Annotated in this window: 17 protein-coding genes; 13 read left to right on the top strand and 4 right to left on the bottom strand. The window is 61.0% G+C overall.

What is annotated here, in order from left to right:
• Nucleotides 1-18 precede the first annotated feature (18 nt).
• Complete coding sequence (locus tag ACIOTL_RS11005; protein WP_332487858.1) at nucleotides 19-825, bottom strand: glucosamine-6-phosphate deaminase; 807 nt, start codon at nucleotides 823-825, stop codon at nucleotides 19-21.
• Nucleotides 826-894: 69 nt separating this feature from the next.
• Complete coding sequence (locus tag ACIOTL_RS11010; RefSeq protein ID WP_400342631.1) at nucleotides 895-2,025, bottom strand: ROK family transcriptional regulator; 1,131 nt, start codon at nucleotides 2,023-2,025, stop codon at nucleotides 895-897.
• Between the two features lie 271 nt (nucleotides 2,026-2,296).
• Between ACIOTL_RS11010 and ACIOTL_RS11015 the strand changes: the two genes are divergently transcribed.
• A complete protein-coding gene (locus ACIOTL_RS11015; protein ID WP_400342632.1) occupies nucleotides 2,297-2,779 on the top strand; it encodes a GNAT family N-acetyltransferase in 483 nt (160 codons plus the stop codon).
• A 63-nt stretch (nucleotides 2,780-2,842) separates the two neighbouring features.
• Entirely contained in the window at nucleotides 2,843-4,756 is a 1,914-nt protein-coding gene (locus ACIOTL_RS11020; RefSeq protein ID WP_400342633.1) for a penicillin-binding transpeptidase domain-containing protein, read from the top strand.
• A 16-nt stretch (nucleotides 4,757-4,772) separates the two neighbouring features.
• Here ACIOTL_RS11020 and ACIOTL_RS11025 read toward each other — a convergent pair whose 3' ends face one another.
• Nucleotides 4,773-5,372: a GNAT family N-acetyltransferase gene (locus ACIOTL_RS11025; RefSeq protein ID WP_166650655.1), complete on the bottom strand. Its 600-nt coding sequence runs from the start codon at nucleotides 5,370-5,372 to the stop codon at nucleotides 4,773-4,775.
• A gap of 85 nt (nucleotides 5,373-5,457) precedes the next feature.
• Here ACIOTL_RS11025 and ACIOTL_RS11030 point away from each other — a divergent pair, with 85 nt between their 5' ends.
• The 4 genes from ACIOTL_RS11030 to gatB all read left to right on the top strand — a co-directional run bounded on the left by ACIOTL_RS11030 (nucleotide 5,458) and on the right by gatB (nucleotide 9,448).
• A complete protein-coding gene (locus ACIOTL_RS11030) occupies nucleotides 5,458-6,009 on the top strand; it encodes a hypothetical protein (RefSeq protein WP_400342635.1) in 552 nt (183 codons plus the stop codon).
• 84 nt (nucleotides 6,010-6,093) lie between these two features.
• Entirely contained in the window at nucleotides 6,094-6,390 is a 297-nt protein-coding gene (gene gatC, locus ACIOTL_RS11035) for an Asp-tRNA(Asn)/Glu-tRNA(Gln) amidotransferase subunit GatC (RefSeq protein WP_038989805.1), read from the top strand.
• Between the two features lie 5 nt (nucleotides 6,391-6,395).
• Complete coding sequence (gatA, locus tag ACIOTL_RS11040) at nucleotides 6,396-7,934, top strand: Asp-tRNA(Asn)/Glu-tRNA(Gln) amidotransferase subunit GatA (RefSeq protein WP_400342637.1); 1,539 nt, start codon at nucleotides 6,396-6,398, stop codon at nucleotides 7,932-7,934.
• A 5-nt stretch (nucleotides 7,935-7,939) separates the two neighbouring features.
• Nucleotides 7,940-9,448, top strand: a complete 1,509-nt coding sequence (gatB, locus tag ACIOTL_RS11045; RefSeq protein WP_400342639.1) for an Asp-tRNA(Asn)/Glu-tRNA(Gln) amidotransferase subunit GatB — start codon at nucleotides 7,940-7,942, stop codon at nucleotides 9,446-9,448.
• A gap of 584 nt (nucleotides 9,449-10,032) precedes the next feature.
• On the opposite strand, the gene ACIOTL_RS11050 is transcribed toward gatB, so the two are convergent.
• On the bottom strand, nucleotides 10,033-10,506 hold the full coding sequence (locus tag ACIOTL_RS11050) for a DUF664 domain-containing protein (RefSeq protein WP_400342640.1): 474 nt from the start codon (nucleotides 10,504-10,506) through the stop codon (nucleotides 10,033-10,035).
• Between the two features lie 630 nt (nucleotides 10,507-11,136).
• Between ACIOTL_RS11050 and ACIOTL_RS11055 the strand changes: the two genes are divergently transcribed.
• The 7 genes from ACIOTL_RS11055 to ACIOTL_RS11085 all read left to right on the top strand — a co-directional run bounded on the left by ACIOTL_RS11055 (nucleotide 11,137) and on the right by ACIOTL_RS11085 (nucleotide 18,998).
• Complete coding sequence (locus ACIOTL_RS11055; RefSeq protein ID WP_400342642.1) at nucleotides 11,137-12,045, top strand: aminoglycoside phosphotransferase family protein; 909 nt, start codon at nucleotides 11,137-11,139, stop codon at nucleotides 12,043-12,045.
• A gap of 101 nt (nucleotides 12,046-12,146) precedes the next feature.
• On the top strand, nucleotides 12,147-13,334 hold the full coding sequence (locus ACIOTL_RS11060; RefSeq protein ID WP_400342644.1) for an ROK family protein: 1,188 nt from the start codon (nucleotides 12,147-12,149) through the stop codon (nucleotides 13,332-13,334).
• 330 nt (nucleotides 13,335-13,664) lie between these two features.
• On the top strand, nucleotides 13,665-15,056 hold the full coding sequence (locus tag ACIOTL_RS11065; protein WP_400342645.1) for an ABC transporter substrate-binding protein: 1,392 nt from the start codon (nucleotides 13,665-13,667) through the stop codon (nucleotides 15,054-15,056).
• Between the two features lie 79 nt (nucleotides 15,057-15,135).
• Nucleotides 15,136-16,059: an ABC transporter permease gene (locus tag ACIOTL_RS11070; RefSeq protein ID WP_400342646.1), complete on the top strand. Its 924-nt coding sequence runs from the start codon at nucleotides 15,136-15,138 to the stop codon at nucleotides 16,057-16,059.
• Nucleotides 16,056-16,964, top strand: coding sequence for an ABC transporter permease (locus ACIOTL_RS11075; protein ID WP_400342648.1), 909 nt, complete (start codon nucleotides 16,056-16,058; stop codon nucleotides 16,962-16,964). Before ACIOTL_RS11070 ends, ACIOTL_RS11075 begins: the two co-directional genes overlap by 4 nt.
• Nucleotides 16,964-17,980, top strand: a complete 1,017-nt coding sequence (locus ACIOTL_RS11080) for an ABC transporter ATP-binding protein (protein ID WP_400342650.1) — start codon at nucleotides 16,964-16,966, stop codon at nucleotides 17,978-17,980. The genes ACIOTL_RS11075 and ACIOTL_RS11080 overlap by 1 nt, the downstream gene beginning before the upstream one ends.
• Nucleotides 17,961-18,998, top strand: a complete 1,038-nt coding sequence (locus tag ACIOTL_RS11085; RefSeq protein WP_400342651.1) for an ABC transporter ATP-binding protein — start codon at nucleotides 17,961-17,963, stop codon at nucleotides 18,996-18,998. The genes ACIOTL_RS11080 and ACIOTL_RS11085 overlap by 20 nt, the downstream gene beginning before the upstream one ends.
• Nucleotides 18,999-19,040: the final 42 nt, after the last annotated feature.

A 19,040-nucleotide genomic window follows, 5' to 3' on the forward strand; every position in this document is an offset into this window, starting at 1 on the left:
TGCCATTGGCTGGGCGGTTTAGCTGACCACGAGGTCTACGACGGTCAGTTCCTCAGCCGCGTCATCGTAGTATTCACGCAGTTTCAGCCCCTTGGCTGCCGCTTCATCAACTACTACCACTGCATCCTGGTGCAGCTGCAGGACGGATGCCGGGCAGGAAGCTGACAGCGGCCCTTCTACGGCAGCGGCAATGGCTTGGGCCTTGCCCGCGCCTACAGCCACCAGGACCAAGCGGCCGGCGTCAAGAATAGTACCTAGTCCCTGGGTGACGCAGTGGGTGGGAACGTGCTCGATGCCGTCGAAGAACCGGGCGTTGTCTTCACGGGTATTGGCCGCGAGGCGCTTGATGCGGGTGCGGCTTCGCAGCGCGCTGCCTGGTTCGTTGAAGCCCAGATGCCCATTGGATCCGATACCCAGAATCTGTACGTGGATGCCACCGGCCTGGGCGATGGAGGCATCGTAAGCCCGGGCCGCCGTCTCGATGGCTTCCACGGATGCGGCCATGCCCTGCGGTACATGCAGGCAGCGGGCAGGCAAGCCGATGACATTGCAGACCTCGTTGATCAGCGTCTGGCGGTAGGACTGTTCGTGGGTGTCCGGGATCCCGATGTACTCATCCAAGGCGAAACCCTGGGTATCGGTGAAGTCGGCACGGCCTTCCTGGACCGCACGGGAAAGTTCACGGTACAGGCCCAACGGAGACGAACCTGTGGCAAGCCCCAAATTCGAGGGGGCTCCAGCGCTGTGGTGGGCCAGGCCGGCCAACACGTTGTCGGCAGCGATGCGTGCAACTTCTTCAGGGGATGAACCAATGAGCACTCGCATGGTGGGCACTCTCCGATCTTGGCAGTGATGATTAGTGGAATACAGGTATGGAGAAACCGGGCGGCCCCGCTAGGTGATCCCCAGTTCATGGAATAGCACGTTGACCGCGCAACCTCGGAGCACCAGATGCTCTGGATCTTCGCTCAGCGAAAGCCGGAAGTTCTCGGCGCGTGCCGTATGCGAGCGCAGGGCCAGTGCTTCGCGTAGCGCTTGCGCGAGAGGCTGATCCACGACTTCCGGGGTCCCGGTGAAAATGACATCGCGAATGTCGAGTACCGAAAGAAGCGGGGCAATTGCGCCAGCAAGATACGCGGCGATCCGCTGATCCAGCTGTTCCTTTGGTTCCCCCTCGGCCAGGGACTTCCAGATTGCAGGAACGGAAGCATAGGCTTCCAGGCAGCCGATTTGCCCGCAGCTGCATAAGGCAGTGTCCTGCGCACGCTGGCGGACATGGCCCAGCTCGCCGGCGGCGAAATCCGAGCCGCGCACCAGGATGTTGTGGGTGATGACGCCACAGCCCACACCGCGCCCCAGACGCAGCAAGATCATGTGGTCGCTGCCTTGGCCGAACGTGTGCTCGGAAAGGATGGCGCAGTCGGCGTCATTGAGGACATGAGCGGCCAGGCCGGTAGCCTGCTCGACCGCAGATCGCAGGTCGTAGTCGCGCCAACCGAACTTTTCGGCTGCGACGACAATTCCCCGATCGGTCACTACACCGGGCGAGCCAATGCCCACGCCCAGAACCGGTGCGTCGCATTCGGCTAGGGCGGTGTCGAGCAGCTCCAGGAGCTGGACCGTCGCGGCCTCACCGGTTGCTTCACGTGCCTGGGCAGAAAAACTCTTGAGGATGGCGCCATCCAGATCCATGATGGCCGCCCGGAACGGGACAACGCCGGATAAGTCCACGCCGATGATCCTGAGCCCCGGGCGATTCAAATCGACGAGGGTGGAGGGCTTGCCGGGGCGTTTTTGCTCTTGCTGCCCGGTCTCAATGACGTGCGAGCGGTTGATCAATTCCGCGACCAGTTCCGAGACGGTGACACGTGTCAGGCCGGTAGCGCGTGCCAGATCGGCACGGCTCGAAGCGCCTTGGTCCGAAAGTGTTTGCAGAACCAGAGAGAGGTTGTGCTCCCTCCCATGGGAGGGCAAAATAGCGCTGCCGTGCGACAGCACATTCCAGTCCTTGCGTGGGGAAGTCACAGGGTTAGTTAACTCCATTAACAAACTTGCGGGCAAGTTTTTCTCCCAGTTATTCGCAAGGCACTAATTCCCACCGCGAATCACTGCAGATCAGAGAAGAATTGCTCCGCAAAAATTTCAGCCAGAGCATCATTTGCCTTGGGTTCGGTGACGTGCAGAAAACCATCTGAGCTCGTGGCACACTTGGAGCATCATGACTGACGCGCAAACTTTTTCAACCAGCATTGGCGACTTGTCGATTGAACTGGCTGCTCCCTAGCACTACCAGCGTGTGGGGGAGCTGACCGCAGAGTCCTATTTTGCCGCTGGGCATTTCGACAGCCCGGATAACGAGTACCTGGACTTCGTGCGCAAGGTGGCCGAGCGTGCGGCCCAGACCGAAATCTACGTGGTGCGCCGGGAAGAAGAGATCATCGGTTCCATGACCTTGATCCGGGCGGGCAGCGACTATGCGGACATTGCCAGAGCGGACGAGCTGGAAATCCGCATGCTCAGCGTTGATCCGGCCGCGCAGCGCAGGGGTGTTGGCCGGAGCATGGTGCAGGCCGCCATCGAGCGCGCCCGGCTCATTCCAGGAATCAATGCCGTCTCCCTGACTACCGGCAGCAGCTGGGATTCTGCCCGGGGACTGTATGAATCCCTCGGATTCGTCCACTATCCCGAACGCGACTGGTTTGTGCCGAACACCGATATCGAATTGGTTGTCTACGCCTATAGCCTGCAGCCAAGATGGATTCAGCCTGGATCCAGGTGAACCGCCCATGACTTCGGCGGACACACGTTGTGGTCTGTCCGAGCGCGTGAATAGAATGGCGCCATGAGTGCTATTCGCCGAAGTGTTGCCGCCCTGTCCGTTGCGTCCCTGGCCATGGGCGCACTAAGTGCCTGCAGCGCTGGCGCGCCAGACCCGGCGCCTTCGGCCGATGCACTGGTATCCGCCATGAATAGCGGCGATTTCGGCTCAGTGCAATTCGCTGGGACCAGCCCAGAAGATGCAGCGAAAGCCCAGGAAACCGCCTTAGGCACCATGGGCGAAATCAAGCACACGAGCACCGTTCGTTCGGTGGCCGAAGACGAAGAAGAGCAAGATGGGGTCAAGACAGCTACCGCGAGCATCACCACGGTATGGGATATCGACAAGTCGGACAAGGATCTGAGCTACGACACCCAGGCTGTGTGGGAATTCGACAAGGAATCCGATTCCTGGAAACTGCGCTTTGACCCGTCAATTCTTGCCCCTGAGTTCGAAACCGGCGACTACCTCAAAGCGGCCTTCGACCCTGCAGCACGAGGCAGCATCACCGATGCTGAAGGCGAAAGCATTGTCTCCAATCGGCCGGTGATTCGTGTTGGCATGGATAAGACCCACACCGGAAAAGAAAACTGGGAAAGCTCGGCGAAGAAACTGGCCAAGCTCGTGGACATCGATGAACAGGCCTATGCGCAACGAGTGATGGCCGCTGGCGACAAAGCCTGGGTGGAAGCTATTGTCTTGCGCGATGACGCAACGCGGGAAGTCACCGACGAGGAAATCAAGGGCATTCCGGGTGCCGGCTTCCACAACGACGAGCTGCCCTTGGCACCCACTCGCTCCTTCGCCCGCCCGCTGCTAGGCAGCGTTGGCAAGGCCACCGCCGAGAATATCGAGAAGTCTGAAGGCAAGGTCAAGGCCGGTGACCAGGTAGGCCAATCAGGATTGCAAGCCGCCTACAATGACACCCTCGCGGGAACTGCAGGAGTCTCGGTATCGCAGTACAACGCTGAAGATGAAGCGGTAGCGGAACTGATCACCACAGCCCCGGTAGCAGGCAAGGACCTGAAGACCACTTTGGACACCGGACTGCAGGAAACCGCGGATGAACTGCTGGCCGAAGCCGAATCGAACTCTGCCATCGTGGTCATTCGGCCCTCTGACGGCAGCGTCCTCGCGGCCTCCTCGGGCCCGGTTTCTTCCGGGCTGAACACCTCCTTGCAAGCTTCCTATGCACCGGGTTCTTCCTTCAAGGTCGTGAGCGCCTTGGCGATGCTGCGTGACGGAGCGACACCGGGTACCGAGGTCAAGTGCCCGGCAACCACGGTGGTGGATGGCAAGAGCTTCAAGAACTATGACGGCTATCCTGCTGCCGCCGTAGGCACCATCCCGCTATCCGAAGCAATCGCGCAGTCCTGCAACACGGTCTTTGTGAATCAGGGAACGGAAATTGGCGGCAAGAACCTGGCTGAAGCCGCGGCTGCTCTCGGCTTGCTGGCAGAGGACGGAACCGGTGCCGGTGCAGTGTTCGGTTCGGTGCCCGAAGATTCTGAAGGCACCACCCAGGCCGCGAACATGATTGGCCAGGGCGTGGTGGAAGCATCGCCACTGGGCATGGCCACCGTGATGGCATCGATCCAGGCGAAGTCCACGGTGCAGCCCAAGCTGATCCTGGCGCCAGAACCCCAGGCACCTGCCAAGCCGGCTTCCACGCTGAGCGAAGAGGAAGCAGGGCAGCTGTCCACCATGATGGCCGAGGTCGTGGACCACGGAACCCTGAAGGACCTGAAAGCGGTAGGCAGCGGAAAGATCATCGGCAAGAGCGGCACCGCCGAATACGACGGCGAAAAGAACGCGCATGCCTGGGCCATCGCCGCCCAAGGCGATCTGGCGGTTGCCGCGTTCGTCGAGGATGGAGACGGCGGAGCCCAGACGGCGGGACCGCTGGTGAAGTCCATGCTGGAGGAAGCAGCCAAATAGTACCGCGGGGTGCTGCTCAGCCCCGCTGGGCGAAGTATTCGCCGGCGAGCAGGCTCAGCTGCACCTGGTCGTGGAATACGCCATTGTGGAAGTACACCTCGCGTTGGCGCCCCTCCTGGGTATACCCGGCTTTCTCATAAGCCCGGATGGCCCGCTGGTTGAAGGCGGCAACGCACAGGCTAATCCGGTGCAGTCCCAACTCGCGGAAACCATAGCCGGACATCAACGCGGTGGCACGGGTGCCGAAACCCTGGCCGACGAAGTCCGGGCCGATCATCACCGCCATTTCAGCGGCGCGATGGGGCAACTGGCCGCCATGCAGCGTGATGTGCCCGATGAAGGTTCCGCTGCCGCGCTCGAAGATGCTGAAGCCGGCATCGCCGGAAGAGGGCTTGTTCTCGCTCCACTGTGCGAACATTTCCACGAGCGGAGCCCCGGGACGCGGTTTGATGGTTCGTTGCTGGAGCACCGCCCAGGCCGGATCGTTCCACCACCCGGCCATGACCGAGAAGTCCTCGTGCTCAGACTCGCGCAGTTCAATGGCGGCATCCCGCAGCAGGTTCTGCCCGTACTGCTGCGCCTGCTGAACTTCATCCCACGGCTCATGTGTGTGCATGAAACCATCGTAGGAGCTATCAGCTGGCCAAAGAACCATTGCGCCAACACTTGTGCCTAATACCAGCAATTGACAGACTAAGCTCATGGGAATCGTCTACAACACCACCATGTCTCCAACCAAGACCGAGTTGGTGGCAGCCTGGCTGGCCAAGCAGGAGTTCTACACCGGCCAGGGCGCGCCGAAACTTGAAAGTGTTGGCGGATTCCGCCTGGAAGACCCGCAGGGTGAAGTCGGTATCGAGCTGAGCTTCTACGCAGACCACAGCGATACCTCTGACGTGATTTACCACGTCCCGCTGACCTATCGGGATGCCCCGGTGGACGGCGCGGAACGCTACCTGCTGGGAACGAGCGAGCACGCGATTCTGGGCACCCGCTTTGTCTATGACGCCGCCGGCGACCCCATTTTCATCGCCCAGGCACGTGAACTGCTGGCCGGCAAAGCCACGCCGCAGCACCGGTCGGAGTCCTTTACCGCGGATCCGCGGATCCTGGTCCGCGGCGAGAGTCGGGGCAAAGACGCGGTGATCATCCGCAAACCGGTAGCCGGCGATCCCGCCGAAGCCGGTGTTATCGGGATCTGGGAGAACGCCCTCGGCCAGGACCTGAGCGGTTTGGTATTGCGCACAGCATAACTAATGCCCCGCATATAGGCATTGGGGCAGGCGCGTAAGGGATAGACTTGTCTATGAAACCCAACCGCCATTCTAGGGAGATACATGTCTGCCATCAGCCGTGAGGACGTTGTGCATCTGGCACACCTTGCCCACATCGAGATGAGCGACGCAGAGCTGGACAAAATGACCGGTGAACTCGACGCTATCGTCGGTGCCATCGCGTCCGTCAGCGAAGTCGCCGCCTCCGACGTCCCAGCCACCAGCCACCCGATCCCGCTGACCAACGTGTTGCGCGAAGATACGGTGGGGCAGACGCTGAGCATTGAAGAAGTTCTGCTCAACGCGCCTGATTCGGACTCGGACCGCTTCAAGGTCCCGGCTATTCTGGATGGTGAATAATCCAAGTGAATGAACTGATTAAGCTTTCCGCCACCGAGCTGGCCGCCAAGCTGCGCGCCGGCGAAGCCACCTCCGTTCAAGCAGTCCAGGCCCACCTGGACCGCATCGCCGAGGTTGACGGCGCACTGAATGCCTTCCTGCACGTGAACGCCGAAGAAGCGCTCGCCGTCGCAGCCGAAGTTGACGCCATCCGTGCCGCCGGCGGCGCGCAGGCCGAAGCCCTGCACCCGCTGGCCGGCGTGCCCATCGCGATCAAGGACCTGATCGTCACCAAGGGCCAGCCGACCACCGCGGCATCGAAAATGCTCGAAGGCTGGATGAGCCCCTACGATGCGACCGTGATCGAGAAGATCCGCGCTGCCAAGCTGCCGATGCTGGGCAAGACCAACCTGGATGAATTCGCCATGGGTTCCTCCACCGAGCACTCCGCCTACGGCGTGACGCGCAACCCGTGGAACCTGAACCGCATTCCGGGCGGGTCCGGCGGCGGCTCGGCCGCAGCCGTGGCCTCCTTCGAAGCTCCGCTGGCACTGGGCACCGACACCGGCGGCTCCATCCGCCAGCCAGGCGCCGTCACCGGTACCGTCGGCGTGAAGCCGACCTTCGGTGCCGTCTCGCGCTACGGCGCGATCGCCATGGCCTCCTCGCTGGACCAGATCGGCCCGGTCTCCCGTACCGTGCTGGACTCGGCCTACCTGCAGGAACTGATCGGCGGGCACGATCCCAAGGATTCCACCTCGCTGCCCAACCCGCTCGAAGGCCTGGTTGCCGCCGCTGAATCCGGCGCCACCGGGGATATCAAGGGCCTGCGCATTGGTGTCATCAAGGAACTGACCGGCGAAGGCTACCAGGAAGGTGTCCAGGCACGCTTCAACGAGTCGCTGGAACTGCTCAAGGCCGCCGGTGCAGAAATCGTCGAGGTTTCCTGCCCGAACTTCAAGTACGCGCTGGGCGCCTACTACCTGATCATGCCGTCGGAAGTTTCCTCCAACCTGGCCAAGTTCGATGGTGTGCGCTACGGCCACCGCGTGCTTCCGGAAGAGGGCCCGATGACCATCGAGCGCGTCATGGGCTCCACCCGTGCCGCCGGCTTCGGCGACGAGGTCAAGCGCCGCATCATCCTGGGCACCTACGCCCTGTCCGCCGGCTACTACGACGCCTACTACGGCTCGGCGCAGAAGGTCCGCACGCTGATCCAGCGCGACTTCGAGGCCGCTTTCGAGCAGGCCGACGTGCTGGTTTCCCCCACCGCGCCGACCGTCGCTTTCGAGCTGGGCGCGAACGACAACGACCCGCTGGCCATGTACCTCAACGACGTGGCCACCATCCCGGCCAACCTCGCTGGCGTTCCGGGCATCACCGTCCCGGGCGGCCTGTCCGAGAACCTGCCGGTAGGCATCCAGTTCCTGGCCCCGGCCTACGAGGATGCCCGCTTGTACCGTGCCGGCGCAGCACTGGAAACCCTGCTCGAGAAGCAGTGGGGCCACTCGCTGATCTCGCAGGCACCAGCCATTGACACCGCTTCGATCGCGCAGGAGGCCTAGGCACCATGAGCAACTACACCGATGAACTGGTCGACTTCGACGAGGCACTGGATCGCTACGACCCGGTCCTGGGCTTCGAGGTCCACGTTGAGCTGAACACCAAGACCAAGATGTTCTCCGACGCGCCGAACGCTTTTGGCGATGCCCCGAACACCAACGTCACCCCGGTAGACCTGGGCCTGCCCGGCGTGCTGCCGGTGGTCAACAAGACCGCCGTGGAGTACTCCATCCTGATCGGCCTGGCACTGAACTGCCAGATCGCGCAGAAGTGCGGCTTCGCCCGCAAGAACTACTTCTACCCGGATACCCCGAAGAACTTCCAGACCTCCCAGTACGATGATCCAATTGCCTTCGACGGCTACCTGGACATCGAGCTGGAAGACGGCGAAGTCTTCCGCGTCGAGATCGAACGCGCCCACATGGAAGAAGATGCCGGCAAGCTGACCCACATGGGTGGCGCTGCCGGACGCATCCAGGGTGCGGACTACTCGCTGGTTGACTACAACCGTGCTGGCGTTCCGCTGGTGGAGATCGTGACCAAGCCAATCGTAGGCGCCGGCAAGCGCGCTCCCGAGCTGGCCAAGGCCTACGTGGCCGCCGTGCGCGAAATCGTGAAGAACCTGGGCGTTTCGGATGCCAAGATGGAACGCGGCAACGTGCGTTGCGATGCCAACGTCTCGCTGATGCCCAAGGGCGCGGAGAAGTTCGGCACCCGTACCGAAACCAAGAACGTGAACTCCCTGCGCGCGGTGGAGCATGCCGTGCACTTCGAGATCGAGCGCCACGCAGCGGTGCTGGATTCCGGGGCGAAGATCGTCCAGGAAACCCGCCACTGGCATGAGGACACCCGTTCGACCACCTCGGGCCGCCCGAAGTCGGATGCCGATGACTACCGCTACTTCCCGGAGCCGGATCTGGTGCCTATCGTCACCACCGCCGAATGGGTAGAAGAGCTGCGCGGCCGCCTGCCGGAACCGCCAGCCGAGCGCCGCAAGCGCCTGAAGGCCGAGTGGGGCTACGCGGACAAGGAATTCCGCGACGTGGTCAACGCCGGTGTGCTCGACGAGATCGAGCAGACCATTGCCGCTGGCGCCAGCGCCGCTGTCGCACGCAAGTGGTGGATGGGAGAGATCGCCCGACTGGCCAAGGCCGCGGACAAGGACATCGCCGATCTGGGCGTGAGCGCTGCGACCATCGTTGAGCTGAACTCGCTGATCGAGGCGAAGAAGATCAACGACAAGATCGCCCGCCAGGTGCTGGAATTCGCCATCGCCGGCGAAGGCACCCCAAGCGAAATCGTCGAGAAGCGCAGCTTGGCTGTGGTGAATGACGATGATGCATTGGGCAAGGCCGTGGATGATGCCATGGCTGCCATGCCTGATGTGGTCGAGAAGATCAAGGGCGGCAAGATGCAGGCCATCGGCGCGCTGATGGGCCCTGTCATGAAGGCCACCCGCGGACAGGCTGACGCCGGCCGCGTGCGCGAAATCGTGATGGAGAAGCTGGGACTCTAGTCCACGGACTCCAGTACTTGAACATCGAACCCCAATTCTTTGCAATTGAATTCGGGGTTCGATGTTCTTTCCGCAAACAACTCAGCACGGATAACCGCTCACGGGCATGAACAGGGTCCTGTAGTAATACCAGGAGCAGCCAGCCCATCGTCGCATCTGCGGGGGTAGCTGCGTTCAATTGCGTGCCGGAAGCCCCGCCACATAGCGGGCGTCACGGCGCAAACCGAGAAATACCAACGCGAGATAGAGGAACCGAATCCCCATTTGGTTATTTGCTCACGCCTTCATCTGGTGGTACTGATTCATCTTGGCCTTTCCGCCCACGCCAAACGCAACATGCGATTTAAGAAGCCCTCCTGTGGATGTCAAGAATCCAAATCAAGTAAGAACTGGCTGCTTTCTAATTAGATCTACCATCTTCGCAACATGTTGTTTTCGCTGTCATCGCTATCGCTGATTTGCGTGATATGAACCCCCTGGTGGTGCGGCGAAGGACTATATTCAGTGGAATCATTCAATTGGTGAATTTGAAGCTCAAAGTCCTAGTGTGCGGGGCCAGGACATGGAGACGAACAGCCCAAGGGTCAGCGCCAACCGGCGGCCAGCATATCCCTGGTTATCTCGAGGTGTCCTAGATGCTGGCAGAGTTCCTCCAGCACATGTAGCAGAACCCCTTGACATGTTTGTGCGAAGAATTCGTCCTCACGGCCAACTGGCAGGGAAGCTGGACTGGCTTGCATCTGGGTTTGCGCAAGGTCGGCGGTGAACTCTGCACGTACTACGGACGCATGGGCTAGAGCTTGCACAGTTGGGAGATTTGCGGTGAATTCCGCTGCTCGATCGCGGGGGATCGCTACCCCTAGATTCACTGTTGAAGACCATCGACGCATCATCCCGCAGCAGTGCATCAAGAGCTGGGTGGGTGAGTTGCCGCCGGGAATCCCCGGGCGGACGTTAGACAGTTCTTCAGGTAGCGTGGCGATAATTTCGATGATCTGATCGAACTTCTCCAGGAGCAACTGGACGAGGACCTGTTCGCTTGGCGAGTGGCTGCGCATGGAATGATTCTAGCCTGCCCCAGGCCATCAATTTGATGCGCTAGCGCCGGTAGCTACTGACTGAGATGCATTGAGCATAGACTCCCTCGAACAAGACATTCAACATCACCGGGCGTGTTCTAGGCAGTAGATGAATCATGAGTGCTTGGCTGCGGCTGGCCGCACTGGCGATGATTCTCTTGGCGACAGTATTGTTGCTCGTTTGGCAGTGGTTCCCGCATTGCTTCTGGTTCCTTTGGCTGGCGGGATCGTAGCCTGGAAAGCCTAGAACGACCGTGCAGTCAGCAACCGGAGCAAAAGCGGTTGCCCAAAGCAAAGCAACGCTGCGCCGAGCTTTCTATTGGCCACGTGCGTCAGATTCTGCCCAGACGCCTCAATCATGGATCGTCGACTGAGCCTGAAATCTAGGCCTTCGAACCTTTCCTGAAAGCCGTCTCAGACCGGAAATAGCAAGATAGCGTAAAGTACGATGGCGCCTAGTGTTATCCCACCACGCATCGGCAATGAAGAAAATGTGCAGATGGACTTGCAGTACGAAATCGCTGGCAACCCTCCCAAAGCCAGTCCTGGATGATCCCCGGTATCAGAACCCGAACAGTCATTTTGGCTGAATTGTTTTAACATGGAGCAATGAGCTTCCAACAAGGGCCAAATTCGGCGATGCCTGCTGCTGAAGTGTTTATCGACTGGGGGTTGGTGCATGAATTGATCTCCACGCAGACAAGACAGTGGGCTGGTAAATCCCTGACTTATCTTGCCACTGGTTGGGACAATGAAGTTTATCGCTTGGGCGAGGATCTGCTGGTGCGATTGCCCCGACGTGCGCTGGCCGAGAAGATCGGACGTAAGGAACGCAAATGGTTGCCGCGCCTGTCATCCGACAGCGGGCTGGACACGGGGGCACCGGTATTCATCGGCGAGCCGACAGCGGACTACCCATTTACGTTTTCGATTTGCCGTTACGTGCCTGGCATCAGTGCGGCGACGCTGGGACGGATGCAACGTGATGCGTACGCGCCGGCCTTTGTTGATTACCTATTAGCGGTGCACGGGCCGGCTCCAGACGATGCGCCACGCAGTGAATTCAGAGGCTGCGAATTGCAAGTGGTGAATCAACGTACCAGAGAGCAGATATCTCAGCTTCCTGTGACGTACCGGCGCGTTGCGCAACGGATCTGGGAAAAGGCCCTGGAAGCCGATTCCTATGGAGGGCCTCCACGTTGGCTCCACGGCGACCCACATCCACACAATACGATTGTGACCAGTGATGCGGGCAAAGCGAAACTATCTGCCTTGGTGGATTTCGGGGACCTCTGTGCCGGGGATCCTGCTTCGGATTTGGGGATGCTGTGGATGCACTTTACCGAGAAACAGCGGGAGCAAGCCTTCCAAAGGTATCCCGTAGGTCTCGGGACACCATGCTGGATGCGTGCTCGGGGTTGGGCGCTGCGCTATGCCATGCTCACCGCACCACTGGGCGCGGTAGATCCCTTAGGCCAAATCGGTCGAGATACTTTGAAGTTGCTGCTAGAAGAATGAACCTTCCAAGTCGGCAGATCCGCAAGACTGCGGTACAAATGAAAGAATGATGAAACCATTCCTGGACAAAAGGAATATTCCGGAAGAAAGGTGTCCTTGCCATGAGCCGCAGGACTGATCCGGCCCGTGCTCGGAATTTCGCGTCGGTACTGCGCGAAACCTTCGCTTCTCCCGGCCGTTCACGCAAGGAAATTGCCGACGCAATCGGCATTAGCGCCGCCTCGGTCACGAGCATTGCTGCCAGTTTGCTGGATCACCAGTTGATAGCAGAGGCCGAAGCCGTTGCCGCGGGGCAGGGGCGGCCCCGCGTTCCGCTACGTGTAGACAACGAATCGAACCTGGTCATGGGCATCCACCTAGGCCCGCGGGTTACCGGCGTGGTGTTGACTGGATTGGACGGAATCTCCAAGGCATCGGTCCTAGTTCCGCACTCGGGACTAGATGCTGAAGCCTCATTCGCGCGGATCATCGAACAAGCGAATCTGCTCATCGCCGAACATGCCAAGGGACGTCAAATCCTCGGGACGGGAGTTGCAACCGGTGGAATTGTCGACCGGATCAACGGCCGGATCGTCGAGAACCAGGGCGCTGGATGGAGTGAGGTTCCGGCGGTCAGCATGTTGGCAGATCTGCCTCAGCCACTGATCTTGGATAACAACGCCAGAGCTGCAGCGCAATCCGAGCTCTTCTATGGACATGGAGCAAAGGAACCAGATTTCCTGCTCATGGTGATTACCTCTGATCTCGGGGCAGTGCTAGTCAGCAGTGGACAGATCCGTGCTGGATGGTCGCAGCATGCCGGGAACATTGCTCATCTGCAAGTCAGTGACGCGGGATACCCCTGCGAATGTGGACGCCGGGGGTGCCTGCAGGTGATGGCCACGGATGAAGCGACGGTGCGTCGCGCCCACGCGGCGGGGAGGATGGACGTCAAGGACTACGGGGATATCGACCGACTTTATGATGCCGGGGATGAGCAGATTCGCTCTCTGGTCGCCGAACGAAACGGTTTTGTGGCGCACGCCGCCGCTACGGTATTCGACCTGCTCGACCCCGGGCTGCTGGTGATTGCGGGCACGCCAGCTGAGCGTCCCGAAACCCTGCCTGAGGTGCAGTCGGTCGTGGCCAGCCGGTCATTGCAAGGCCCACTGGCCGCCCGGAGGGTAGTCTATTCCAGCGATCATGAGCTATCCCTGTCCATTTTTGCCGCCAGCATCATGGTTAATGAAGTGCTGAGCAATCCATTGAGTTTCATCGAACGGATGCAAACCGAGGCAATCCGTAAGTAATTTCACGAGCAACTGTTGACATGACGCTTCTACCGTGTTTACTTTATTTCATAAAATAAATAAAAGTGACGGTTACCACTACCTTGGCGCTCGTGCCTGGAAGGCCGTAAATCAGGGAGGAAAAGGATGAAGCAGTCCAAGAAAATCGCTTTCGTTGCGGGGGTGGCCTCTTTGGCGCTCTTCGCGACGGGATGCTCATCGTCGAACACTGCGGCCACCGGTGCCGAAGGACCCGATGCGACTTTGACATTCATGTCGACGGAACCAAAAAGCATCACTCCTCAGAAGGAACCCGGTAGCCAGATAGGCATGGCGCTCTGTGCGAACCTAATGGAGGTCAACTCCCAGAGTCAGAAACTGCAGCCACTGGCAGCGAAGTCCGTCGCTAGCCAGGATGCAAAGGTCTGGGACATAGAGTTGCAGGACGGATGGACCTTCCACGATGGCACGCCAGTCACGGCGAATTCCTTTGCCGAGGCTTGGAACGCGACAGCCACCGGCTCCAACGCCTGGCAAGGCAACGGTACCTTCGTATCTTTCGAGGGATACGAAGAACTGAATCCGACCGATGGCAGCAAGGCTGCGACCGATAAGCTCTCGGGGGTGAAGGTTGTCGACGAAACTCACCTGACGGTCACCCTGAAGGCGCCGAACGCCGACTTCCCGAAGCTGCTGAGCACGAATCCGACCTGCCCCATGCCGGAATCCGCCTTCGAAGATCTGGAAGCCTATGAGCAGTCTCCGGTCTCCAATGGCCCCTACAAGTTCATTTCCTGGGACCATAACCAGCAGGTCGTCCTGGAGAAGTGGGACGGCTTCAAAGGCGCCGAAGGATTCTCCGGCGGCGCGGATAAGCTGGTCGGCAAGATCTACACCGCGGTGGATGCCGCCTATACCGATATGACCGCCGGAAACCTGGATATGATCCGCAATGTTCCGGCGACCATGGTCGACAAAGCAAAGAGCCAGTTGGGCGAACAGGCCCTCTACGAGGTGAAAACCGCGTCCAAGCAGCAGACGCTGCAGATCCCCGAATACGTGGATGAACTGAAATCTCCGGCTCTGCGCCGGGCCATCTCGCTGTCCATCGATCGCGAAGCCATTGCCGCCTCGCTGCTCAATGGCCACGCGGATCCCTCGGATTCTCTGGTGCCTCCGTCGCTGGGCTCCTATGTGTCCGGCTCCTGCGCCGACTGCGTCTTCGACCCGGAGCGGGCCAAGAAGATCCTGGCCGAGGACGGCGGGTTTGACGGCACGCTGATCATCGAGAGCAACTCCGCCTCGGACCAGCAGCTGGTCCAAGCGCTGGCCAAGCAGATCCAGGACAACCTTGGCATCAAGGTGCAGCTCAAGCCCACCCTGGGCACAGAGCTTTCCGAACGCCGCAACAGCCAGAAGCTCGATGGCGCAGTATTCGGTCTGTGGGGCTGGTCCTACATGTCCCCGGACCAGTACCTGAGCCAGTACGAGACCGGGGGAGACGGCAATGCCGTCACCGGCTACTCGAACGAAAAGGTCGATACGCTGCTGCGTGCGGCTCGTGCGGAAATGGACGAAGCCAAGGCCGCCAAACTCTACACCGAAGCCGAGACGATCATCGTCGAGGATCTGCCAGCGATCCCGCTGTTCATTCCTACCGACTACGGACTCCAGTCGCAGTGCGCGCAGCTGAACGACGTCCAGGGAGATTTGCAGTACTACCGCGCCGGCTACGGCTGCTAGCAACGGTTCCGTCTGGCTGGCGCGGCCGCACAAAGATCTTGCGGTCACGCCAGCCACCTATTGTGATGAGGGAGTACCCATGCTGAGCTATACCGTTCGGCGTATCGGACAGATGATCCCGGTGCTGCTCGGCGCCACATTCATCATCTACGCGTTGACCTTCCTGATGCCCGGTGACCCGATTTCGGCATTGACAGGGGAGCGTCCCTTGCCGGAAGCCACCGTGGCGCAGATCCGCCAGGCGTACCATCTGGATGATCCATTTTTCGTCCAGTATGGAAACTATATCCTCGGCGTCTTCCGCGGCGATTTCGGCATCGACTTCTTCGGCCGTCCGGTGCTGGGACTGATTCTGGAACGTCTGCCAACAACCCTGGCCCTCGCCCTGACCGCATGGGTGCTCAAGATTTTCATCGGTCTTCTCATCGGAGTCTACGGCGGGTTACGTGCAGGGAAAACCGGGGACCACTTCGCACTGGTCTTCACGGTCCTGTTCATGGGGGTGCCGGGGTTCGTCATCGCGCTGGGTGCCCAAACCTACTTCGGCGTGCACCTGGGCTGGGTCGATCCGGCCGGCATCCGCGCCGGATGGCCGATGGCCTTCATCTTGCCCGCCCTGGTGATGGCGCTGGAGGCCGCTGCGGGCCTGGCCAGGCTGACCCGCACCTCGCTGGTGGACGTCCTGCGCGCCGAGTACCTGAGAACCGCAAAGGCCAAGGGCCTCACCCCGCGGCGCATCATCTGGGGCCACGCGCTGCGCAACGCCATGATCCCGGTGGTCACCTACCTCGGGCTGAGCCTGGCCGGGATGCTCGGCGGTGCCGTTATCATCGAGGCTATTTTCAATCTGCCGGGTATCGGCGGGCTGATGGTCACCTCCATCAACAACAAGGAAGGCACCGTAGTGGTAGGCATCGCCACCCTGCTGGTGCTGATCTATCTGGTCTTCAACCTCCTGGTTGACCTGACCTACGGTCTAATCGATCCACGGGTGAGAATATGAGCGCGACAAGTACAACAATCGGTATCGGCGACGGTGCCCAAGCGGTGGACCGTGCCCCGGCTCCGAGCAGTGGTGCCCACCGGCGCTGGTGGCTGCGCCCCCGTCTGGCCATCTCCGGTACGATCGTGCTTCTGATGATCATTATGGCGGCCTTTCCGCAGCTTTTCACTGGATTCGGTTCCGGCCCGACCGAGAACTGCGACATCATGCTCTCCAACCAGGCCCCGAGCGCAGCGCATCTCTTTGGCATCGACATCCAAGGCTGCGACTACTACACGAACGTGATCCACGGGGCCAGGGCCTTCATCCTGGTGGGCATCGTGGTCTCGGCCATCGCCTTCGCCATCGCCGCTCTGGTGGGCGCGATCGCCGGCTACTTCGGGGGCTGGGTGGACGCGGTCATTTCCCGCATCTGCGATATGGCTTTCGGATTGCCGTTCATCCTGGCGGCGATCGTGGTGCTGCAGCTGTTCGGCCAGCGCAACATCTGGACCGTGATCTTCGCGCTAGCGCTATTCAGCTGGCCCGGCGGGGTGCGCTTCATGCGCTCCTCGGTGCTAGAGATCCGGCACCGCGAATATGTGCAGGCCGCCCGGCTGCTTGGCGCCGGCAACCGGCGCATTATCACTAAGCACATCGTGCCCAACGCTGTGACCCCGCTGCTGGTACTGCAGACCCTCGGTGTCGGCGGCATGATCTCCGCAGAAGCCGGGTTGACCTTCATCGGCATCGGGCTGACTCCGCCGGCGGTCTCCTGGGGATTGCAGCTGGCGGCCGCCCGCGACTACATCGACGCCGCACCGCACCTGCTGCTCTTCCCTGCGATCTTCCTGACCATAACGGTGCTCGGCTTCGTGCTATTCGGCGAAGCGCTGCGCGACGAATTCGACCCGAAAGGCAAGTAATGACGCAACCGCCCAACGCCCCTCGGCCGCTGCTGGAAATCCGCGACCTGCGCGTCCAGTTCGCCACGCCCCAGGGCACCGCGACCGCCATCAATGGTGTCGACCTGCAGCTTGCCGCCGGCCAGTGCCTGGGCATCCTGGGTGAGTCGGGATCCGGCAAGTCGGTGACCGCCCGGACCATCATGGGGTTACTCGACACCCCGCCGGCCAGGGTCGCCGGCGGCGAAATCCTGCTCAACGGCGAAGACCTGCTGTCCATCAGTGCCAAACGCCGCCGGCAGCTGACCGGCCCTTGCATATCCATGGTGTTCCAGGATGCACTCAGCGCCCTGAACCCGGTGCATCCGGTGGGCCGGCAGATCGGAGAGCTGTTCCGGGTGCACCGCGGCTACAGCCGCAAAGCCGCGAAGGCCGCGGCCATCGAGATGATGGACCGGGTGCGCATTCCGGCCGCGGCCAGCCGGGTGAGCGACTACCCGCACCAATTTTCCGGCGGCATGCGCCAGCGCATTGTCATTGCCATGGCGCTGGCCTTGGGACCCGAGCTGCTGATCGCTGACGAACCGACCACTGCCTTGGACGTGACCGTGCAGGCCCAGATTCTGGAGCTGCTCAAGGAGCAGCAGGCAGAGAACAATATGGGCCTGATACTGATCACCCACGACATTTCGGTGGTGCGCGAGGTCACTGATCAGGTAGCCGTCATGTATGCCGGACGGGTCATCGAGCAGGGTCCGACAGCCCAAGTGCTTTCCGCGCCGCGACACCCCTATACCCGGGGGCTCGCAGAATCCGTGGCCAGCGAAGCGCTCAAGGGACACCGGCTCCCGGCCATTCCTGGCACCCCGCCGGATCTGCTGAACATTCCCGTGGGTTGCTCATTCGCCAACCGGTGTTTCCTGAGCGACGAAGCCTGCACCGCCGCCGTGCCCGCACTGGAGGCCATCTCGGCCGGACGCCAATCGGCCTGTTTCCATTCCCAGGAGGTACCGAGCCATGTCGCATACAGCCACTGAGCCGCAGACTCTAGAGTCCGCGTCCGGACCGATTATGGAACTGCGCGATATCAAGATGCACTACCCAGTAGCCCGCCCGCTGCCCTTCGGAGCGAAGAAAGTCGTCAAGGCGCTGGACGGGGTGGACCTACAGGTGGCCGCCGGGCAAACTCTAGGGATTATCGGCGAGAGCGGATGTGGAAAGTCCACGCTTGCCCGCATCCTCTCCGGGCTCGAAAAGCCCAGCGAAGGCCGGGTGCTCTTCGACGGGGTGGACATCAACGAGCTGCAGCGTGCCGAGCGTGCCATGATGCGCCGGAACATCCAGCTCATCTTCCAAGATCCCTATGCATCGCTCGATCCGCGGATGACCATCGAGCAGATCCTGCTCGAACCCTTCGAAATCCATCCCGATCTGGTGCCACGCTCCCGGCGGCGGGCTAAAATCGCGGAGCTGATGGAATTGGTGGGGCTGAACCCGGACCATTTGAGCCGCTATCCGCATAACTTCTCCGGCGGCCAGCAGCAACGCATCGGCATTGCCCGCGGCATTGCGCTGAATCCCCGGGTGCTCATCTGCGATGAGGCGGTCTCGGCACTGGATGTGTCGGTGCGCGCCCAGGTGGTCAACCTGCTTCAGGATCTGCAGCAGGAGCTCGGGCTGACTTTCGTATTCATCGCCCATGACCTGCAGATCGTCCGGCATATCTCGGATAGTGTCGCGACGATGTATCTAGGCAAGGTGGTCGAATCCGGAAGCTACGACAGGGTCTATGAGCACAGTGCCCACCCCTACACCCAGGCCCTGCTCTCCGCGGCACCCGAACTCCGGCAGGGTTCGAGCACACCGCGCGAATTGATCATGCTGCAGGGGGATCCGCCTTCGCCCATCGACCCGCCGACGGGGTGCCGGTTCCATTCTCGCTGTCCCATCGCGCAACCCGGCTGCGCCGCTTCCGAGCCGGGGCTTGACCAGCTTCGGAGCGATCATGCGGCACGCTGCTTTTTCCCCGGCCCGCTGAACCTCGGTCCACGCTAACCGCGCGGGCATCATCCGGTCATCAAATATTTGCTGTGCGCG

Origin of the sequence: Glutamicibacter sp. NPDC087673 (assembly GCF_044743255.1) — a bacterium.
Taxonomy (GTDB): Bacteria; Actinomycetota; Actinomycetes; order Actinomycetales; family Micrococcaceae; genus Glutamicibacter.